Consider the following 18,989-nt stretch of genomic DNA (forward strand, 5'->3'; position numbering starts at 1 on the left):
CGAAGTATGGATGACGAGACTCCTGAGGGAACAGGACGGGCCGAAGACTACAGGCTGAGGCTGTCCCCTCGGAAAGCGAAGTCATACAATACGAAGTTTTTATCATAAAAAGAAGCGTTAAGACGATTTTCTATTAAAACCATCTTAACGCTATTTAATTTAGTATTGATGACCGAAACGCTTTAAATCTATCACTTTACTTTCCATTCTTATCGGCTTTTGTAAATGATCTCATCACCTTACTATTAATAATCATCTTATTTTTTAAATAGTAGGTTTTGTTGGAGCCTTTTTCAACAATCCATAAATGACCGCACTTACAATAGCACCAATCAAAATGGCAACAATTGTTAAAAATGCATGACTTGGATCAGTCCCGATAATAACGACCAATCCACCATGTGGCGCGTTAATAGATGCACCAAACAATAGGGCAAGTCCACCCGCTACGCCTGAACCAATCATCATGGAAGGAATGACACGCAATGGGTCAGCTGCAGCAAACGGAATTGCACCTTCAGTGATAAAGCTTGCACCCATTACAAAATTCGGGATAATAGAACCACGTTGCTCTTTTGTAAATTTTGAGCGGAAAATTAACATTGCAAGCGCGATTGCGATAGGTGGCACCATACCGCCGATCATTGCTGCAGAAATTGGTGCTGTATTACCCGCTGTTAATGCAGCAGTACTAAATACATATGCGGCTTTATTGAAAGGTCCGCCCATATCGATGGCCATCATCGCACCGATAACAACACCAAGCAATACGATATTACTGCCTGATAAATGATCTAATCCATTGACTAAGCCGTTATTTAACCATGCGGCCGGCGTATTGAAAACATAAATCATCAATATCCCTGTCAAGAATCCAGAAAATATTGGATAAATCAATGTTGGTTTTAAACCTTCTAACATTTGAGGTAAGTTTCTTGTTAATTTTTTAATCCCTTCAGTGATGTAACCAGCTAAGAAACCAGCTATAATACCACCTAAAAATCCTGAACCACCTGAAATAGCGAGCATCCCACCAACAAGACCTGCGGCAAAACCAGGTTTATCAGCAATGCTTCGTGCAATATAACCTGCTAAAATAGGAATAATTAATGCAAATGCACTTTTGTTCCCAATCTGCCATAACGTTGCTGCAAAAGCGTTGTAATGACTACTATTCGGGTCAAATGCATCTGGATGAATCATAAACACAATCGCCATTAAAATACCACCTGCTATAACGAGTGGTAACATGTTAGAAACACCGTTCATCAAGTGTTTGTAGATTGTTTTACCGACACCTAATTTTTCATTACTTTCTTCAGTTTGCTGTCCAGAGGCAGCTACAAAAGGTTTTCTTGATGTATCTAAAGCACTGTTGATTAAAGCTTCTGGGCGCTTGATACCATCAGCAACAGGTACTTGAACAACATTTTTTCCATCAAAACGGTTTGTTTCAACATGCACATCCGCTGCCACAATAATCCCGTTAGCGCGTTCAATATCCTCTGAAGTCAATTTGTTTTTGATTCCACCTGCACCATTTGTTTCTACTTTAATATTAACGCCCATTTCTTCAGCTTGTTTTTTCAATGCATCCCTTGCCATAAAAGTGTGCGCAATACCTGTTGGGCAAGCAGTAACCGCCAATACATAAGGTTGATCTTGATCGACAATAGGTTGTGCGTCTTCAGCACTGTCTTCATCTGTTGCTTCATCATCTGCACGATTAATAATTGCTAATACATCTTCCTGCGTCTCTGCATTTAAAAGTGCTTCTCTCACTTTTTCGTCCATCAAAATACCTGAGAGTTTCGCTAATGCATCTAAGTGTGTTTGTGCCCCTGAAGCAGGTGCCGCAATCATAAAGAAGAGATGTGCGGGTTGCATATCTAAACTGTCATAGTCAATCCCTGCTTTTGACTTACCAAATGCAATCGCAGGTTGTTTTACAGCTGCTACTTTTGCATGTGGAATTGCAATCCCTTCACCAATTCCTGTTGAACTTTGTTGTTCCCGTGCGTGGATGGCTTTTTTGAAATCTTCTAGATGGCTTAATTTTCCTGCTTGATTTAATTGCTGTGCAAGTTCATCGATTGCTGTATCTTTTGTTGTCGCAGAAAGATCCATAGCAATCGTTTCTTTAGTGAGTAACTCTGTAATTCTCATGTTACCCCTCCTCGTATAATGGTTGGATTGTCACTCGTGCTCTCAGTTCTTGGATTTTGTCATATTCTGCTAGATCATGATTAAACGCCGTTGCAGAGCCCGAAGCAATCGCGAGTTTCAATGCTTCTGGAACTGTTAATTTTTGAGTTAATCCTGCAACCATGCCTGCCACTGTACTATCACCTGAACCGACTGTATTAATCACTTGACCTTGTGGTGCTTGAATCCGATAGGCTTCCTTCTCATCAACATAAATCGCGCCTGCACCACCTAGAGACACGATAACGGCCTGTGCACCTTTTGTAACTAATTGACGTGCATACTTAAGTACTTCTTGATCAGTCTTAATTGCGACATTAAACATCTGCTCTAGTTCATGTTGATTCGGCTTAATAAAGCGTGGGCGATAAGGTAATATCCCTTCAATTAATGATTTTTCAGCATCTACAACCAATTGTGCTCCTGTTTGTTGCGTGATTTTTGCAATGTCGGAATAAATACTTCCAGTCAAACAGTTCGGTACACTTCCGGCAACAATAATTACATCGTCTGCAGTTGTTTTACGAAGTTGTTCAAATAACGCTTCGACTTGTGCATCAGTAATATGCGGACCGGCAGCATTAATTTCCGTCTCGTCACCACTTTTTAACTTAATGTTAATACGTGTATCTTCATTGACGTGGGTAAATGCAGTTTGAATACCCGCTGTTTTTAATGTGTCTTCGATAAATTGCCCAGGAAATCCACCTACAAAACCGAGAGCCGTGGATGGCGTATCTAATGTTTGTAAGACACGGGAAACGTTAATCCCTTTACCTCCTGCAAATTTAGCAGTGTCTGTCGTACGGTTCAGTCCGCCCGTTTCAAAATTATCTACAAACATGACATAATCGATGGATGGATTAAACGTCACTGTGTAAATCATAATTGCCCTCCTAAAATTTCAAAATGTGAATCATATTGTGCATAACCATTGATACTTTTCACTTTTTCTGAAGTGATGATAATGGGTCGCTCTTGTGTATGAATCGTCGCTAAAAATTGTTCATTGAATTTGGAAGTATCTGCGAGTACATAAGCTTGTTGCGCCTGTGACACGGCCGTTTCTTTAACAATCGCTTCTCGTTCATCAGGTGTTGTAAAGCCTGCCTCAATATCAATCCCGTTCACACCAAGAAACACCTTGTTAAAGCGATAATGCTTTAGAAAATCAACAGCTCGACCGCCTACAACAGCCAACGTATTTCCTTTCACATCTCCGCCAATCAATTTAGTTGGGATACCTTGTTTGAGTAGGCCTTCAACATGAGATAAACCATTTGTCACAACGGTAATCTCTTTCGCACTCAGATAAGGAATCATCTCTAACGTCGTCGAGCCAGCGTCGAGATATATGCAATCTCCCTCATTAACGAGTTGGGCCGCCTTTTTAGCAATGGCCACTTTTTCTTCAATATGCTGTGTTCTTTTTTCGTAAAGTTCTGGCTCTTTAGGATTATTAATTAATTTTGCGCCACCATGCACACGTGTTAACTTGCCCTCTTCTTGTAGCCGAGATAAATCCCTTCGAATCGTCGAGGCACTTGACTCTGTATATTCGACGAGATGTTGTAATGACAAAAAGTTATGTTGTGCTAATGCGTCGAGTATCATTTCATGTCTTTTCTCAGTTAACATCTTCCCACCTCAATTCGCCTTCATTATAGTGTATCCGTTTTCAAAAATCAATCGTTTTCAATCAAAACTAACCAATAACAACCATATAATAAATAAAAAAGACACATTTTAGTCATTTTTCAATCAAAAACAACCAAAATGTGTCATTTCACTTACTGGATTACATCAACTGTCTGTGCTTGACTCATTCGAATTAAGTCTTCTGGTGCAATTCCCATTTGTACACCTCTTTGACCTGCACTCACAAATACAGTTTCACAAGCTAAAACTGCCGTATGAATCGTCGTTGGAAAATGTGTCTTCATCCCTATAGGTGAACATCCACCGCGGATATAACCTGTTACTTTCTTCAAATCATCTAAAGGCATAAGATGCAACTTTTTCTCATTGACGGCAGCCGCTGCTGCTTTCATATCTAAGTGTGCATTAACTGGAATAACGAACACAAAATGGGCATGGTCATCATTTTCAAGTACGAGTATTTTATATACCGTATCTGTCTCTGCTTGAATTAAAGCAGCAACTTCATGCCCTTCAATATGTGCATCACTCACAGGAAAAGTACGTATCTCATATTCTACTTTCGCTTGATCTAACATGCGCATCGCATTTGTTTTCTTTTGCTTTGCCATGATATCCCTTCTTTCAAGTCTTACTATTGTTCTAAGATAAACTGTGCCACTTTATTATCGCTCTCGATTTGATCATAGGTCATAAGTTCGTTTGTCATTTTTTGATGATCGACATGTTTATTTTGTAAAATCATGTGCTGAATTTGTTCGATGTTTTGACCTACTTTTTGAATGTTTGTAAATTGCTCAATATCAAAGTAAAAACCGATATCTTGTTGATAACGCGTCGTATCTTCCTCAAGGATAAGTATAGGTCGATCTAAGTGTGCATAATCAAAAATTGCTGACGAATAATCTGTTATTAAGACATCTGAAATTAAATACAACTCTTGAATATCAACCAATTCATTGAAGAAACAATGAATTCTTGGATGTAATCGATCATACACTTCACGTAAATGCCCCTCGTTCGGATGCAGTTTAACAATCATTTCATACTGATCAGGCAGCCCTTCTATCAATGACACAATATCAAGTGTCGAGACGGATTGACGTGTATCTTTTCGCCATGTAGGACAAAATAAAATATATCGCTTCTCTTCATTCTTAGTAAACATATACTTTTCTTGGATTGTTGATCTTCTCTCCACATCGTCTTGATAGCGCATCAAATCACTATTTCTCGGTGCGCCTTCACGCAATATTTTTAAATTTGGATGCGTCTTTAATTGGAAGGCAGATTGAATGTATTGTTCATAACGTGGTGAAGATGAAAGCAAAACATCCCATTTTTTCATACGCGGGGCAAATTGCAGCGCTTGCTTTTGACGTTCTTGCTCATCCATTAAGTCATTCACCATCCGTTTTAACGGAAAACCATGCCATGTTTGAACAACACATTGCTGTGGATGTTTCACTAATCGATCCCATAAATTCCCATTAATTATAACGTAGGCACTTTTCTCAAAAGCACGCATATATGAACGTGTACCAAATCGTATCGGTGTCATGCCGAAAGCTCTAATCTCCAATTCAACTAACGGATCTGCAGCACTTACGTAAATTTCTAATTCTGGATCTAATCTTTTAAGTGCACAGGCAATGTATTTAGGATCCCCTGAAAAGTTTTTGCCATGAAAAGATTCAACAAAGACGTGTTTTTTAGAGACTTGACGTTGATGAATTTGGCGTTGTTTCACACGTCCTTCGACTTTAAAAATAGCTTGGCGAACTTTATTATAAACGCGAGAACCTTTACGTAGCGGTCCTTTAGATGAGGACTCTAAATTTTGTTTTGTCTGGATTGCAAATCTTTTCGCCATTTCCTGAGCAAATTGATATCTCGCTTTTATTTTTGGGGGCTGAATCTCAGCTTGGTTCACTTGATGCTGTTGTGCGATTTCCATCGTTTTAGCAATGAGCGCATTTGTATCATTAATACGGATAAATTGTTGTTTTAAAACCTCAATATCTTCTTGTCTCTCTTCATCCGTGTACTGCGCACTAAAAGCTTGCATCAACGTATCGGCGTCTGATTTTAAATCTTTTTGAAGCCAGTGCACAGCATGAAAAGGTGTGTAAATAGCTCTCAACACCTGATCATCTCCAGGATAAAGGCATACACGATGCCCTTGTGCGATGGCTTCTAGTATAGAATAGCCCAATGTTTCATAGGGCGAAGATGAAAAATAAATATAAGATTCTGGTTCTGCTTCATTGATATGAACATTGCTTTCTAAACGATAATAGCGTACTAAATTCTCATAAAGTTCAAGTGAAGGCCCATAGCCTTGAAGATACAAATGAATCTGTGATTGGTGACGTTCGTGTATGAAATAACGCATCATTTTTAATGCATAAGAAATATCTTTAATTTCGTCTTCAAAACGTGCTTTAATTAATAAATTATAAGTCGTAGCTGTAGGGGCTTTCGCTATTTTTAGATGACTTGTATTGACATACATCGGAAACACGTACGGATAATCATAGCGTTGTTCGAATGCTCGTGCAATGGCTTCTGTACTTACACGTACTGCATCGACCGCTTCTAACGCCAAGTCCATATGCGGTGAAATATAAGCTAACGGACTGTGAATTTCACCGAGTATCACTGTTTCAGGTGAAAGCTGCTTCACTTCGCGTGCAAATTTAAAAAAGTCTTCTCGTGTGATGATCAATAAATCTGCGTGCGCAATAGAATTTGCACCAAGAAACGATTGGAATTTCACATTTTTTAGTTGCCCACCTTCTTCTGCTATCAGTGACTTTAATCGTTGTTTTCTCACACCCATATAGTTGACGTAAGTCACTTGATGACCTGCTTGGCACAACGACTGAATCAAATTTAAATTACTTCTTGTTGTGCCTCCTTTTTGAAAAATATGATAACCCAATATTTTAATATGCATATCGAATTCGCTCCTAATTTTACTTTTCAATTTCTCCTATTATATCACGAATGCTTTGCCTTTTCGGCTGAAAACATTAGCCTGCACTTTCTCACTTTCCACTATCATTTTATGTATTCAAGAATAAAACCTCGCTCATAGAATTAAGATGGGTGGCTTATTTTACAGCCATTCAACCCATATTTCTATCAACGAGGTGTCATTTCATCATTCACCCACATGGGCGCATGTTTTGATTTTAAGCAAAGCAATCATTACTTGCTTTTTTGATATTTCGCTCTAAACTGGTTTTCAATGACAATGACGACGCAACCTAATATCATAAAAGCGATGGACATTAATAACGGATATTCAATATCGATATCGTAAAGCGTTCCTGCAATTAATGGTCCAATAAAGTTCCCCATACTTGTAAATGTCGAATTCAGTCCTCCTGCAAATCCTTGACGATGTCCTGCTATATTTGAAAAATAATTGGTAAGGGCTGGGCGAATTAAATCAAAGCCAATAAAGACAACAAAACATAATAACATGACATGCCAATACGTATGTGCATAAATCATTAATACTAAAATAATCATTGAATAGATCAAAGCATAAGCAATAAATTTCAATTCACTAAAATAACGCATCATTTTATCAAACAAGAACACTTGGAAGATGGCTCCCAAGATGCCCCCACCTGTAATGGCAATTGAAATATCTACCGGTTTGAAATTAATTTTATCTGCTGTATATAGCGGGAATAACGTTTCAAATGCAGATAAACCAAATGCAAGGATTAACGTCAGTATGGCGGGCGTAATAAATACTTTATAATTAATTTTTCCTAGTTCGGCGTTATCAAACTGATGAAAACCTTGTGTCGTTTGTTTTTTTGGAGAGTGGACGTAGATGACCGTTCCGACAAAAGCTAATGCACCAAGTGCCCCGGCCACAACAAACGGCATACGATGTGAGATTTCGGCAAAGAAACCGCCGGCGCCGGGACCGAGAATGTAGCCTGCTGATATAATCGCTGACATATATCCAAAGTTACGCGCTTTATCTTTTGAGGGTGATAAATCTGCAATCAAACCGGTCACACCTGGCATAACCATTCCTGCACTCAAACCACCTAATACGCGAGAAAGGATTAAATATGAAAATGTATGGCTCGCTGCAAATAAAAATTCAGAAACACTAAACAGCACAAGCCCAATACAAATAATTAATTTTTTACCTAAACGGTCAGCTAATGCACCTCCGAAAGGTGAAATAATCATTTGTGCAAGCGCAAAAACAGCAACAAGTATTCCGAGATCAGAACCAGTTAACCCTAAATCCTTTAAATAGATAGGAAGTACTGGAATTACGAGACCAATTCCTAGAAATACTAGAAAAATATTTAAGTATAAAATAATAAACTGTTTATTCATACACTTCCCTCCCTCAATGTATTCAAAATATTAAAACATTATATAACAACGACTTAACAAAATAAAGAACAAAAACTCAAATCAAACCATTTAAAATATCTATTTAAAATAAAATTTGAGCGTTTATTTTTGTCTTTACAAAATAGATAGTCCACTTTACAAAACTTCTCATCTCATCGGCTTATAATTGAAGGCGCTCTATTTAATCACGATACACAATATGCCCTTATAACATCAGGCTTTAGGCTACTCCTAATTTCTTCCATACCCTTCATTTACCCTATTTCAATGAGTAACAAATTTAATTATATGTATATTTTTTTGTTCTGATCTTATAAAATATTTGAATCCTTTTTCATAACAAGTTATCCTTATTTGCGCATCACATAGAAGGAGGCTTGATAATGAAAGCACGTTATATTACACGTTTATTTTATATTGTCTTATTCATCATCTCACTTTTTTCACCTACACAATATAAATTTATAGCACTGAATATTACACTTGCCTACATTCCTTTAGAGCTTGTATTTTTGCTTAAACTCTTTCTTCCAAAACGCTGGTTTGAATGGCCATTATTTTTAGTGTTTTTAACAGTGTTTATTTTAATGTTACCTAATACCTTTTATATGGTGACAGATTTGATACATCTTAATCATTTTGGCTTTGATTTTCTATCAGGTCTTAATCTCATAGAGTGGACCAATTTTGCTTTATTGACAGCTTCCGTCATGTTTGCGGCATACTGTTATGTATTAATCGCATTAGAACTTTATCATATGATAACATCGAAGTGGTTTAGGGTTTTAGTCCTGCTTGGCATGATGATTTTAAATGGCGTCGGTATTTATGTAGGTCGTTTTTTACGCTTCCATAGTGTACACGTCATTAACCATCCATTTTCTGTCATATGGTCAACGTTAAAAGCCATTGATACCCCTGCCATGATTTTCATTTCGTTAATCGTTGGCTTACAAGCACTCTTATTAATATTTGTGAAAGGGGTGCGTAGTCAATCATGAATATGCTCTTTATTTTTGTCATTGCCATCGTATTGATACAAGCAATCATTGCTATACTCTATTCTCAAATGAATTGGCCATGGTATGTATGTCTTATTGTCTTTTCATTTCCGTTCGGTATCGCGTTGTTTTTAATACAGTTATTCTATTACGAACGTTTTCATAAAGATTGGGATGTCGCATTTAAAACAAAATTATTACTAAAGTATAGTTATATTTTGACGTTTTTAGAGTTTGTTGCATTGTATTTAATCATTTTTGTGGTTTAATAGTATCATCATAGTTCATATATGGAGGTCATCTTATGCGCGCATCTTCAAATCATCCTGTTGCCTGGCGAGACCTATGGGCATTTGTGATTTATATTTTAGTTCAAGTCATCTTAGCAAATTTGTTTCACTTATTGTTAGTTCCATTGCATATTTTCCCAGTAGGTTTATTATTTATCTTTATCGGGGTTATCACTGCATTAACGGTGATTGGATATTTAATTTGGTCCCATCTACATCATTGGAAAGAAAAAATAATCCATGCTTTTAAAGCGTCTCGAAAGTATGTTGGTACAATGATTGGTGCTTATTTCCTTTATATTTTTGCCAATGGGCTCATAACGTACCTTTTTAAATTTTTACCAGAACAATGGAAATTTAAGGAAACAGGTAATCAAGAGAGCTTGATGATTTTTTTCAATGACCCTAAATGGTTACCGCTTGCGTTTTTAAGCATTGTTATTTTATCTCCTATTACGGAAGAGTTACTATTTCGACATGTGTTAATTGGGGAACTCGGAAAAAAATTTGGATATGTAATAATGGGAATCATTTCCGCTGTCGTTTTTGCACTTTTACATATGCAAGCGGCACAATCTCCATTTGAAATTTTCCCATATCTATTATTAGGAATTTTATTTGTCTATACTTACATCAAAAGTGGATGCAATATTGCAGTTTCAATTATGATGCACATGTTTAACAACTTTATGGCGTTTATCATTATGGTGATTCAGCTTCACGCATAGTGTAATCGATACGAGCCTGAGACAAAATTGTCTCAATAATCGATGAAATCCGAGGTTTTCGTAAAAAACGAAAAATCTCGTATGTTTTCCTTTTATCATCAGTTTAGCCGCACTAGATGCGACTAATTTCCTTAGGCACCTCATTAATTTAGTTTTTGTTGTGATGAATTAAATTATACGAAAGTGCCTTATTTTTTTTAAGTATAATGGTGAATGATTACATATATAAGCGAAGTATTTATAGCGAGACTCCTGAGGGAACAGGACGAGCCGAAGACTACAGGCTGAGGCTGTCCCCTCGGAAAGCGATCCTATATAATACGAAGCATGATAATAAAAAGGAAGCTCGAAGACGATTTTTATCAAAATCATCTTCGAGCTATTTATTTTGGTATTTATGTCCCAGGCTCCTTTGTTATAAAATCACAGTGTCATTCAATATTTTGTTTTTCACATAAAAGATGACTCAATTTTTAAAAATGTCTATACAAATTTAAAAATCGAGTCATCTTCTAAAATGGCACTAGCCCAAACTTAATCTATTTTTTATACGTCGATTTAATGTGATTGTGATGACGTTGTTTTTAATGAGGCTTTAACGGATTCAACCGCTTCAACCGAATGTGCTAATTGTTGCTGTTCGTCTTCATTCAGTTCTAATTCGATAATGCGTTCTACACCATTCGCACCTAAGATGGCAGGTACACCAATATAAATATCATTTAATTGATATTCCCCTTGGCAGTATGCAATTGTTGGAAGTACCCGCTTCTGATCTTCTAAAATAGCAAGAACCATTTCATATACTGCTGCAGCAGGTGCATAATATGCAGAGCCGTTGCCTAATAGTTTTACAATTTCTGCGCCACCTTTTCTTGTTCTTTCAACAATAGCGTCTATTTGTTCTTGTGGCATAAGTTCAGTTAATAACACGCCGTTCACTTGGCTGTGACGAATTAAAGGGACCATAGTATCTCCATGTCCACCTAAAACAAGCCCTGTCACATCTTTCACTGCGACGTTGAGCGCTTCAGCTACAAAAGTATTAAATCTCGCTGTATCTAAAACGCCTGATTGACCCATCACTCTTTCACTAGGAAAGCCGGACGTGCGATAAACGGTGTAAGTCATCGCATCAACAGGATTAGTTAATACGATAATTGTACAGTTTGGCGAATATTTAACTACTTTTTGAGTGACCTCGACCATAATTTCTTCATTCGTTTGAACTAAATCGTCTCGACTCATCCCCGGTTGTCTTGGCAAGCCAGCTGTAATTACAACAACATCAGAATCTTTAGTTTCTGCATAGTCCACAGTTGCATGCACATGTACATTAAACCCTAAAATTGCACCGCTTTGTTGCATATCTAAGGCTTTCCCTTTCATCACCGATTCATTTTTTTCTCGGTCTACAAGTAAGACATCTGCATGACCATGCATCGCAATAATAAATGCTAATGTTGCCCCTGTATGACCTGATCCAATGATAGAAACTTTTTTACGTTTCATGTTCACTACCCCCTTGTATATCATCGTCTTTATTATAACACCCTCGAGTTGCTTTTTTTCATTTTTAGAGTAAAATCATTTGCATCTTTTTTTATCTTCCATTCACAAATCGATAGACACAAAAAACGCCTCCCTATCATAAAGTCCAAATGCGATACTTCGTTTGACGCAAAAGCGATTCGATACTTATCAAATTCTCGTTACTTTAGGTCATAAACATTGCGTCCTTATCAAAAAAACAGCACTTTTACATCAGTCTTTTTCAATAAGCTGATGATAAAAGTGCCATTCTTTACATTAGTGATATTTGAAAAACATATATAAGTATAACGAAAATGCGCCAATCATTAACACGGTCATCATTAATAAATACAATGCTGTACGACCGTATTTAAATAAGAATGCGATGAACATCGCGATGACGTTATAAACCATAAAAATACCAAAAACTGTCACTAACCAAACCGTATCAGGTGAAAAGATAAATAAAAATGCAACGATGAGTGCAAAAATAATATAAGGTATAGCGATGACGTTGCGTTTAAAACGACTACGTTTAATTTTTTCTTCTTCTGTCATAAGACTGCCCCTAACTTCAATTCATAATAATCCGATTTTACAATGTTTTTAAATATGATGCACCGACAAGTTGTGACAAATTATGGAATATCATAACCTTGTGCCGCAGTAAATATATCAAACCATTCTTGGTCATATAATTCAATATCAAGCCCTTGGATTACACGATCAAGTCGCTCTAACTGTTGCGTCCCTATAATCGGCATAATCTGAGCAGGATGCTTTTTAAACCAAGCCGAAACAACGGCTTCAACAGTTGTGTGATGTGCTTGTGCAATCCGTTTAAGTTCCTTCATAACACGTTGTCCTTTTTGATCGTCATTTTGAAATAGTGCACCACCAGCAAAAGGACTCCAAGCCATTAATTTGACGTTTTCGCGTTGCATATCATCAATCGTGCCATCTTGAAAAGCGATCAATTGATGTGGAGAAATTTCAATTTGATTCACTGCAATATGAAATTTATCGTCTTTCAAACATCGATTAAGCAATTCATATTGTGCGCGTTTAAAATTAGATACACCAAACGAACGAATTTTACCTTCATCGACCAAATCTTTCACAGCATCTGTAATTTCACAAGGCTGCATCAGTGGTGAAGGTCGGTGAATGAGTAAACTATCTAAGTAATCAACTTGAAGTTCTTTTAAAGACCGCTCTACTGCACGCTTAATATGTATTTTACTAAGATCATATCGATGTGCGGTTTGATGAGGGTGAATCGTGTTTGGCTGGACAATCCCACACTTTGTCACAATCTGCAGTTGATCTCTAAGCGCAGGAGATAACGCAAGCGCCTTGCCGAACATCCCTTCTACAGTATAATGGCCATAAATATCTGCATGGTCCATGGTTGTGACACCTCGCTCAACCAATTCATGAATAAAGCGATTCATTTCTTGTGGTGTCATTCCCCACTGATCTGCACGATAAAATCCTTGAATAATTCTTGAATAGTGTACATGTTGATTAATTGCAATCTTCTCCATAAATAACACCTCTTGATTGATCCATATTAGCTAAATTGTAGCACATCCAAATTATTTCTGAGTCTGGCTTCATCTAATTGCTCCCCAATCAAAACGACTGATGATGGAAAATCTACATCTCCAACACTTTCAATCGTAGGCAAACCTTGAGCATATTGAATTAAATACATTTCATTCGGACTTTCTCGAAGTCTAACGTAACCTTTTAAGCGTAACACATTTTCAGGTAATTTTAGGATAAACTGCACCAACTGCGCTTGTGAAATTGCTGAACTAAAAGTATATTTTAGACTTGTATAATGCGCATGATGATGGTCGTGATGATGATTACCATCATGGTGATGTTCATGATTATGGTGCGCATGATGTCCGTGACGATGTGCATGCTCAGGTAACGTATACTCAGCGCCTGTGTTTTCAATGACAGTTTGTTGCACTTGTCCATGGTCTGAAATTAACACACGACTTTTGGGAGCAATGGTTTCAATCGCTTCTACAATTTCCTTTAAGTCGCTGTCATTTGTTAATAAATCAACCTTATTAATAACAATCGTTTGACTCGCCCGAACTTGGTCTTCTAATAAATCAAGCGTTTGTTTCGAATAGTTTTGTCGAGATAAAAATCTTGAACTATCTACAATACAAATCGCTTCTGGATTTTCGAAGGCTTGCGCAATAAGTGGGTCTTGGCAAGCTATCAAAACATCAATCGGATTTGCAATCCCTGTCGCTTCAATAATAATATGATCAACATTGTTTTCTTGTTGACTCAGTTGATATAAAACTGCAATTAAATCATGTTGTAAATCACAGCAAATGCAGCCTTGCAATATGGATTTTTTGACGTTGTAATCCTTTAAAATTCGACTATCCACATCAAAATCTACAAATTCATTTACAATGAGTGCGACTTTCTCATCTTTTTTTAATATTTGCGTCATATAATGATTTAAGAATGTGGTTTTGCCACTTCCTAAAAACCCATTAACGATTGTAAGACGCGTTTTATTTTTAAGCATAAATTTAATCCTTTCTCTTAATAAATCTACAAATCTGTTATAATATATGTGTATGTCTGACTTTTAACTTGATAAAGTACGCTTTATCTTCTAAAATTACCGCATGCTATATTTTAAGGATAGCATAGATTTAAGTGAGAACGGCTTAAATCCACTCGATTATGGACGGGTTCCCATTCGTGATAGAGAGAGAAAACGAATAGAATGTCTGGAGGAGAACTAATTATGTCTGACCATTTAAACTTGAAAGAGCAAGTATGTTTTAGTTTGTATAACGCACAAAGACAAGTTAATCGTTATTATTCAAACAAAATTTTCAAAAAATACAATCTCACGTATCCACAATTTTTAGTATTAGAAATTTTATGGGACCATTCTCCTGTTAATGTAAAGAAAGTTGTAACAGACTTAGCGCTTGATACGGGTACAGTATCACCATTATTAAAGCGTATGGAACAAATTAATCTCATTAAAAGAGAACGTTCTGAAATTGACCAACGTGAAGTGTTTGTACATTTAACTGAAAAAAGCAAAGATATGCAACCAGAGCTCGCAAATGCATCACAACTTGTTACTGAAGCTTCATCATTAACAACTGATGAGGTTAAGGAGCTCAATCGATTACTTGAAAAAGTAATTACTGCATTTGAAGAAAAGAAATAATAATTAACAGTTCTTGAAGTGTGTTCTATTTAATGGGTGATAAAATCAGTTATTCTAAGTTTCAAATATGACAGTGTATTGCTATAGATAGACTTTGATTTTTGGGGACCGAATCAATATTTACGAAATCATACTGGGGAAATCGTAGTATTGACTTTTCAACCTGTTACTTTTCATAAAATCCTAACAGGTTGAAATCATATCAAAAAAATGAGGTATTTGATATTGACCACCTTGGTTTATCTATACATACTTTATCAACGACTGAAAGCGCGTTGAATGCATAAACGACTTTGCATTCACGCACTTTTTTTATTTTGCCTTTTTCTACTCTACATTGCACATCTCATCTATCATTAGGCTATCGCTTCAACACATATGGTTTATAGTTCAATGGGGTGATGAACATATTGCGTCAAAAATGATTCTGGGGACATATCTCCTACCACTTTTCCTTCTTGCATAACAATCACACGATCAAAACCTTTTAAATATTCCATATCATGTGTCGCGACAATCAACGTTTGCGCTTGTTGATGAAGCTGTTGCATGACCAATTTTGAATTTTCGATATCTAACGCAGTGGTTGGCTCATCAACGATCCAAACTGGTTGTCGACGAAGCAGCATACGTGCAATAGCTAATCGTTGAAATTCTCCACCAGAAAGCGCCGTTTTCGTCATCGTAATCGGTCGTTCTAATGGAATATGCGCTAACTGCAATTGATCTAACACTTTACGACATTCTGTCTCTGACGCTTGGGTCAATAAATTATCATACACTGTACCATCGAAAAAGTGCGGTTGTTGTAACAAGGTATTGATTTGCGCATGAAAATGCGACGTATCGAGTTGGCCTATAGGCATCTGATTGATCGTTATTTGACCTTCTGTTGTCTCGTACAAGCCCATCAAAAGATATAATAGCGTTGATTTTCCTGCACCTGATTCTCCAACAATCGCCACATACTCACCTTGATGAATCGTTAAGTTCAAATGAGATAAAATGGGTCTTTGTTGATGTTCATAACGTAGTGACACATCTGTCAAATTGAACATTGGTTCGCCGTTCTCAATGTCTGCAATATTTAAATTTTGGTGCCCCTTTTCACTACCTTGTTCGCGCATCACTTCTGATAAACTTTGTTGCGCAAGTTCTGTCTCACTCTTATAATAAGCCACTTGACTCATTGGCACTGCTTGTTCAAGTAATGTCAGAATCATTAAAATAATACTTGTCGCATAAACAACGTCCACATATTGCTTTTCGACCATCACAATAATTAGGATGATACTGACCAAGAGTGCAACCATACTTATAATATTTCTCACATACGCATACTTTAAATGTCCGAGTTGTGAATGATGTTCTGCTGAATTAAAGTGGGTTTCGCTTTTGGAAAGCTTAGTCTCATATTTTTCAGAACTATTGAAGCGTCGCAGTTCATTATGTCCTAAAATTCTGTCATGATACTCATGCATAAATTGTTGTTGAGATTGATTAACAGTCGTCTGAACTTGCTTAGCTTGTTGTGCTTGCAGCCAAGGCAAAACCAACAGCGTTAACACCATCGTGAATAGGATTAATACCGCATGTGTCCATGAAAAATAAAATAGGACCCCCGCTGTTAATAAAGTCGTTATTCCTATCACAATAGGCGGATAATAGACACGTAAATACACATTTTGCAAAGATTCCACTTGTGTCACCATACGACCTAATAAGTCACTTGAACGAAATTTACGAAATACATCCGGTACGATTGGAATTAAAGCGCGGTAGAGTTGTACACGTACATCTCGCAACATCGTAAATGTGGCCCGATGAGAACGTAGTCTCTCATAATAACGTGTAATTGCACGAGTAAAACCGAATAATTTCACTGTAACAATGAGTCCCATTAATGCAAAGAGAGGCGCACCTAGCGCACTTTGTGTAATCATATAGCCACTTAAGAAAAACATGCCTAAAGCAACCGCACTCCCTACAACACCTATAAAGATGGCCATTAATATATCTTTGTTCCATTTAATATTAATGGTTCGGTTTAATTTTTGATTGTATTGATTCATTTAAACATCACCATCCTGTTGATCCGCTTTGAAATCAATTTGAATTTGGGTATCATCAGAGCGTACCTTTCCGTCTTGTAAATAAATTCGACGGTTCGCATGTGCTATCGTTTGTTGTCTGTGTGCAATCGTCAAACGCGTCGTCTCATTAAAATAGGCATCCAACGTTTGTTGAATCAACTGTTCAGTTGCGCGGTCTAATCCAGCAACAGGCTCATCTAAAACAACAAAGTCTGGCTGCATTAACAAAAGACGTGCCAATTCTATTCGACGCATTTCTCCTCCTGACATCATCTCACCACCCTCTCCAATCAGGGTATCAATGCCGTCATGTAAAGCATTGATTTTATCCCACAAGTTGACCGCTTGCAGAACAGTCATTATTTTTTCACGCGGAACTGTGTTAAATACACTTACGTTTTCAGCAATCGTTGCATTAAAAATATATGGATTTTGCGATAAATAACCGATCTTAAGGTGGGCGTTTTGATAGGAAACATATCCTTTTTGTGGCGCCAATTCTCCAAGTAAGATTTGAATCAATGTTGATTTTCCAGCACCACTAGGGCCTACAAGCGCAATTTTGTCCCCTTTATTAATATCAAATTGAATATCACTCAGAACCTCATTCGCCATACCTTCATAACGAAATGACAGCTCTCGAACTTGGATGAGAGAGGTCTGTGTGGTATCTATCACAGGTAACTTTTGTCTCGGCAATTTATTATCGAGCGCCTCATGAATAATATCACTTGCGCCTTCACTCTCTTTTCCGGTATGAAATGCTTGTCCCAAATCTTTAATCGCATTATAAAATTCAGGTGCCATAATTAACGCAATAGCTGCTGTGTAGAAATGAATAGATTTAAAGACAATCAAACTTAACCCTACTTCTAAAGCGACCAGTCCAATGCCTAGCATACTGATAAATTCAAGCATCAATCCTGAAAGAAAAGCACTTCTTAAAATGACCATCGTCTTGTCACGGAATTGTGTACTCTCTTGTGAAACAGTCTCCACCGCTTGTTCTGAACGATTAAATAATTTTAAAGTGACTAATCCTTTAGTCAAGTTGAGAAAACGTTGACTGAAATGGTTTAAAAAAGTCATTTGGTCTTTGGCGTCATCTCGTGTTTTCAATCCAAACACAATGTAAAAGACTGGAATAAAAGGTGCAGTCACTAACATAATCAGTGCTGCAGGAATATGGATTTTAAACATGACAACAATAATGACAAATGGAATAAACGTAGATTTAAAAACTTGAGGTAGATAATTTCGATAGAACGGTAGCATATCGGATAGTGTCTCAGTAGCCATTGTTAATCTTTCACCAACGGCTTGTTGATTCACTTGTTTCAATAAACGGTGTCGAATCGTCGCCCGAACACGATGCGCAAGTTTTTCACCTAACCACGAATTCAAATAATCTAAGCTTGCTCTCATTAAAAGTGCCACTGCTAAAAGTGTCACTATCGGTAACCAGTGGGTGGATTTATTTGTAAGTAGACGGTCTAATATCACACCGATCGTAATATTTTGTGTCACGACTGTGATTGCTAAAGCTAAGCAGACAACCGCCATTAATAATGGATATAAGTAAAATTTCTTTGCCCATGAATGCAATTGTTTCATTTTTCGTGCCTCCATTTTGGATGCGTTATTTTTCTATTTTACATTGTTTATAAGGCAGAAAGCTAAAAATTAAATTGGTATTTTCAATCGATTTTCATGATGTTCGTACGCTGAATCAATGCGCCTGAACTCGTTTCGAAGATGTGACAGATTTTCGAATATCATCAACCTTTTGATATCAAGACTTAATTATTTTTACTAAGATAGGATAACGTCCTCTTTTAGATATCTCTTCATGT

General features: G+C 37.0%; 16 protein-coding genes. 4 read left to right on the forward strand and 12 right to left on the reverse strand.

Annotated features, from left to right (window positions below; all coding sequences use genetic code 11):
* Positions 1-264 precede the first annotated feature (264 nt).
* The 6 genes from MUA40_RS10115 to norA all read right to left on the reverse strand — a co-directional run bounded on the left by MUA40_RS10115 (position 265) and on the right by norA (position 8,241).
* Positions 265-2,166, reverse strand: coding sequence for a PTS fructose transporter subunit IIABC (locus tag MUA40_RS10115; RefSeq protein ID WP_262569544.1), 1,902 nt, complete (start codon positions 2,164-2,166; stop codon positions 265-267).
* 1 nt (position 2,167) lies between these two features.
* Positions 2,168-3,091, reverse strand: a complete 924-nt coding sequence (gene pfkB, locus MUA40_RS10120) for a 1-phosphofructokinase (protein ID WP_016424456.1) — start codon at positions 3,089-3,091, stop codon at positions 2,168-2,170.
* Entirely contained in the window at positions 3,088-3,843 is a 756-nt protein-coding gene (locus MUA40_RS10125; RefSeq protein WP_016424455.1) for a DeoR/GlpR family DNA-binding transcription regulator, read from the reverse strand. Before MUA40_RS10125 ends, pfkB begins: the two co-directional genes overlap by 4 nt.
* Before the next feature lie 152 nt (positions 3,844-3,995).
* Positions 3,996-4,475 carry a Cys-tRNA(Pro) deacylase gene (gene ybaK, locus MUA40_RS10130; RefSeq protein ID WP_016424454.1) on the reverse strand — a complete coding sequence of 160 codons (480 nt, stop codon included), beginning with the start codon at positions 4,473-4,475 and terminating at the stop codon, positions 3,996-3,998.
* A gap of 23 nt (positions 4,476-4,498) precedes the next feature.
* Positions 4,499-6,823, reverse strand: a complete 2,325-nt coding sequence (locus tag MUA40_RS10135) for a CDP-glycerol glycerophosphotransferase family protein (protein WP_126496147.1) — start codon at positions 6,821-6,823, stop codon at positions 4,499-4,501.
* 254 nt (positions 6,824-7,077) lie between these two features.
* Entirely contained in the window at positions 7,078-8,241 is a 1,164-nt protein-coding gene (norA, locus tag MUA40_RS10140; RefSeq protein WP_016424452.1) for a multidrug efflux MFS transporter NorA, read from the reverse strand.
* A 404-nt stretch (positions 8,242-8,645) separates the two neighbouring features.
* Between norA and MUA40_RS10145 the strand changes: the two genes are divergently transcribed.
* From MUA40_RS10145 to MUA40_RS10155, 3 genes are read left to right on the forward strand one after another with little or no spacing between them, the layout of a single operon-like run.
* A complete protein-coding gene (locus MUA40_RS10145) occupies positions 8,646-9,263 on the forward strand; it encodes a DUF1361 domain-containing protein (RefSeq protein WP_016424451.1) in 618 nt (205 codons plus the stop codon).
* Positions 9,260-9,532, forward strand: coding sequence for a hypothetical protein (locus MUA40_RS10150; RefSeq protein WP_016424450.1), 273 nt, complete (start codon positions 9,260-9,262; stop codon positions 9,530-9,532). Before MUA40_RS10145 ends, MUA40_RS10150 begins: the two co-directional genes overlap by 4 nt.
* Positions 9,533-9,567: 35 nt before the next feature.
* Positions 9,568-10,281, forward strand: a complete 714-nt coding sequence (locus MUA40_RS10155; protein WP_262569547.1) for a CPBP family intramembrane glutamic endopeptidase — start codon at positions 9,568-9,570, stop codon at positions 10,279-10,281.
* 558 nt (positions 10,282-10,839) lie between these two features.
* Here MUA40_RS10155 and mdh read toward each other — a convergent pair.
* The 4 genes from mdh to MUA40_RS10175 form a co-directional block, all read right to left on the reverse strand.
* The gene (gene mdh / locus MUA40_RS10160) at positions 10,840-11,799 is read right to left on the reverse strand and encodes a malate dehydrogenase (protein ID WP_187364092.1); all 960 of its coding nucleotides are present in this window, start codon (positions 11,797-11,799) and stop codon (positions 10,840-10,842) included.
* Between the two features lie 291 nt (positions 11,800-12,090).
* Positions 12,091-12,372 carry a hypothetical protein gene (locus tag MUA40_RS10165; protein WP_016424447.1) on the reverse strand — a complete coding sequence of 94 codons (282 nt, stop codon included), beginning with the start codon at positions 12,370-12,372 and terminating at the stop codon, positions 12,091-12,093.
* 80 nt (positions 12,373-12,452) lie between these two features.
* Complete coding sequence (locus MUA40_RS10170; protein ID WP_016424446.1) at positions 12,453-13,361, reverse strand: aldo/keto reductase; 909 nt, start codon at positions 13,359-13,361, stop codon at positions 12,453-12,455.
* Between the two features lie 26 nt (positions 13,362-13,387).
* Positions 13,388-14,380 (reverse strand): CobW family GTP-binding protein, encoded by a 993-nt coding sequence (locus tag MUA40_RS10175; protein WP_167732944.1) that lies wholly within the window; start codon positions 14,378-14,380, stop codon positions 13,388-13,390.
* Positions 14,381-14,605: 225 nt separating this feature from the next.
* Here MUA40_RS10175 and mgrA point away from each other — a divergent pair, with 225 nt between their 5' ends.
* Entirely contained in the window at positions 14,606-15,043 is a 438-nt protein-coding gene (gene mgrA, locus MUA40_RS10180) for a global transcriptional regulator MgrA (protein ID WP_016424444.1), read from the forward strand.
* A 383-nt stretch (positions 15,044-15,426) separates the two neighbouring features.
* Here the strand turns inward: mgrA and cydC are convergent, their stop codons facing one another.
* Together cydC and MUA40_RS10190 are read right to left on the reverse strand one after the other, a co-directional pair.
* Positions 15,427-17,115, reverse strand: coding sequence for a thiol reductant ABC exporter subunit CydC (gene cydC / locus MUA40_RS10185; protein WP_016424443.1), 1,689 nt, complete (start codon positions 17,113-17,115; stop codon positions 15,427-15,429).
* Positions 17,116-18,750 carry an ABC transporter ATP-binding protein/permease gene (locus MUA40_RS10190; RefSeq protein ID WP_126496506.1) on the reverse strand — a complete coding sequence of 545 codons (1,635 nt, stop codon included), beginning with the start codon at positions 18,748-18,750 and terminating at the stop codon, positions 17,116-17,118. It lies immediately after the preceding gene.
* Between the last annotated feature and the right edge of the window lie 239 nt (positions 18,751-18,989).

The sequence above is a fragment of the Staphylococcus schleiferi genome (genome assembly GCF_025558325.1).
Taxonomy (GTDB): Bacteria; Bacillota; Bacilli; order Staphylococcales; family Staphylococcaceae; genus Staphylococcus; species Staphylococcus schleiferi.

What these genes read in the sequence shown, in the direction of transcription:
- pfkB (WP_016424456.1), bottom strand. Translation starts at nt 3,091, where the DNA reads ATGATTTACACAGTGACGTTTAATCCATCCATCGATTATGTCATGTTT.
- norA (WP_016424452.1), bottom strand. Translation starts at nt 8,241, where the DNA reads ATGAATAAACAGTTTATTATTTTATACTTAAATATTTTTCTAGTATTT.
- ybaK (WP_016424454.1), bottom strand. Translation starts at nt 4,475, where the DNA reads ATGGCAAAGCAAAAGAAAACAAATGCGATGCGCATGTTAGATCAAGCG.
- MUA40_RS10170 (WP_016424446.1), bottom strand. Translation starts at nt 13,361, where the DNA reads ATGGAGAAGATTGCAATTAATCAACATGTACACTATTCAAGAATTATT.
- cydC (WP_016424443.1), bottom strand. Translation starts at nt 17,115, where the DNA reads ATGAATCAATACAATCAAAAATTAAACCGAACCATTAATATTAAATGG.
- MUA40_RS10175 (WP_167732944.1), bottom strand. Translation starts at nt 14,380, where the DNA reads ATGCTTAAAAATAAAACGCGTCTTACAATCGTTAATGGGTTTTTAGGA.
- MUA40_RS10125 (WP_016424455.1), bottom strand. Translation starts at nt 3,843, where the DNA reads ATGTTAACTGAGAAAAGACATGAAATGATACTCGACGCATTAGCACAA.
- MUA40_RS10155 (WP_262569547.1), top strand. Translation starts at nt 9,568, where the DNA reads ATGCGCGCATCTTCAAATCATCCTGTTGCCTGGCGAGACCTATGGGCA.
- MUA40_RS10150 (WP_016424450.1), top strand. Translation starts at nt 9,260, where the DNA reads ATGAATATGCTCTTTATTTTTGTCATTGCCATCGTATTGATACAAGCA.
- MUA40_RS10145 (WP_016424451.1), top strand. Translation starts at nt 8,646, where the DNA reads ATGAAAGCACGTTATATTACACGTTTATTTTATATTGTCTTATTCATC.
- MUA40_RS10165 (WP_016424447.1), bottom strand. Translation starts at nt 12,372, where the DNA reads ATGACAGAAGAAGAAAAAATTAAACGTAGTCGTTTTAAACGCAACGTC.
- MUA40_RS10135 (WP_126496147.1), bottom strand. Translation starts at nt 6,823, where the DNA reads ATGCATATTAAAATATTGGGTTATCATATTTTTCAAAAAGGAGGCACA.
- MUA40_RS10115 (WP_262569544.1), bottom strand. Translation starts at nt 2,166, where the DNA reads ATGAGAATTACAGAGTTACTCACTAAAGAAACGATTGCTATGGATCTT.
- MUA40_RS10190 (WP_126496506.1), bottom strand. Translation starts at nt 18,750, where the DNA reads ATGAAACAATTGCATTCATGGGCAAAGAAATTTTACTTATATCCATTA.
- mgrA (WP_016424444.1), top strand. Translation starts at nt 14,606, where the DNA reads ATGTCTGACCATTTAAACTTGAAAGAGCAAGTATGTTTTAGTTTGTAT.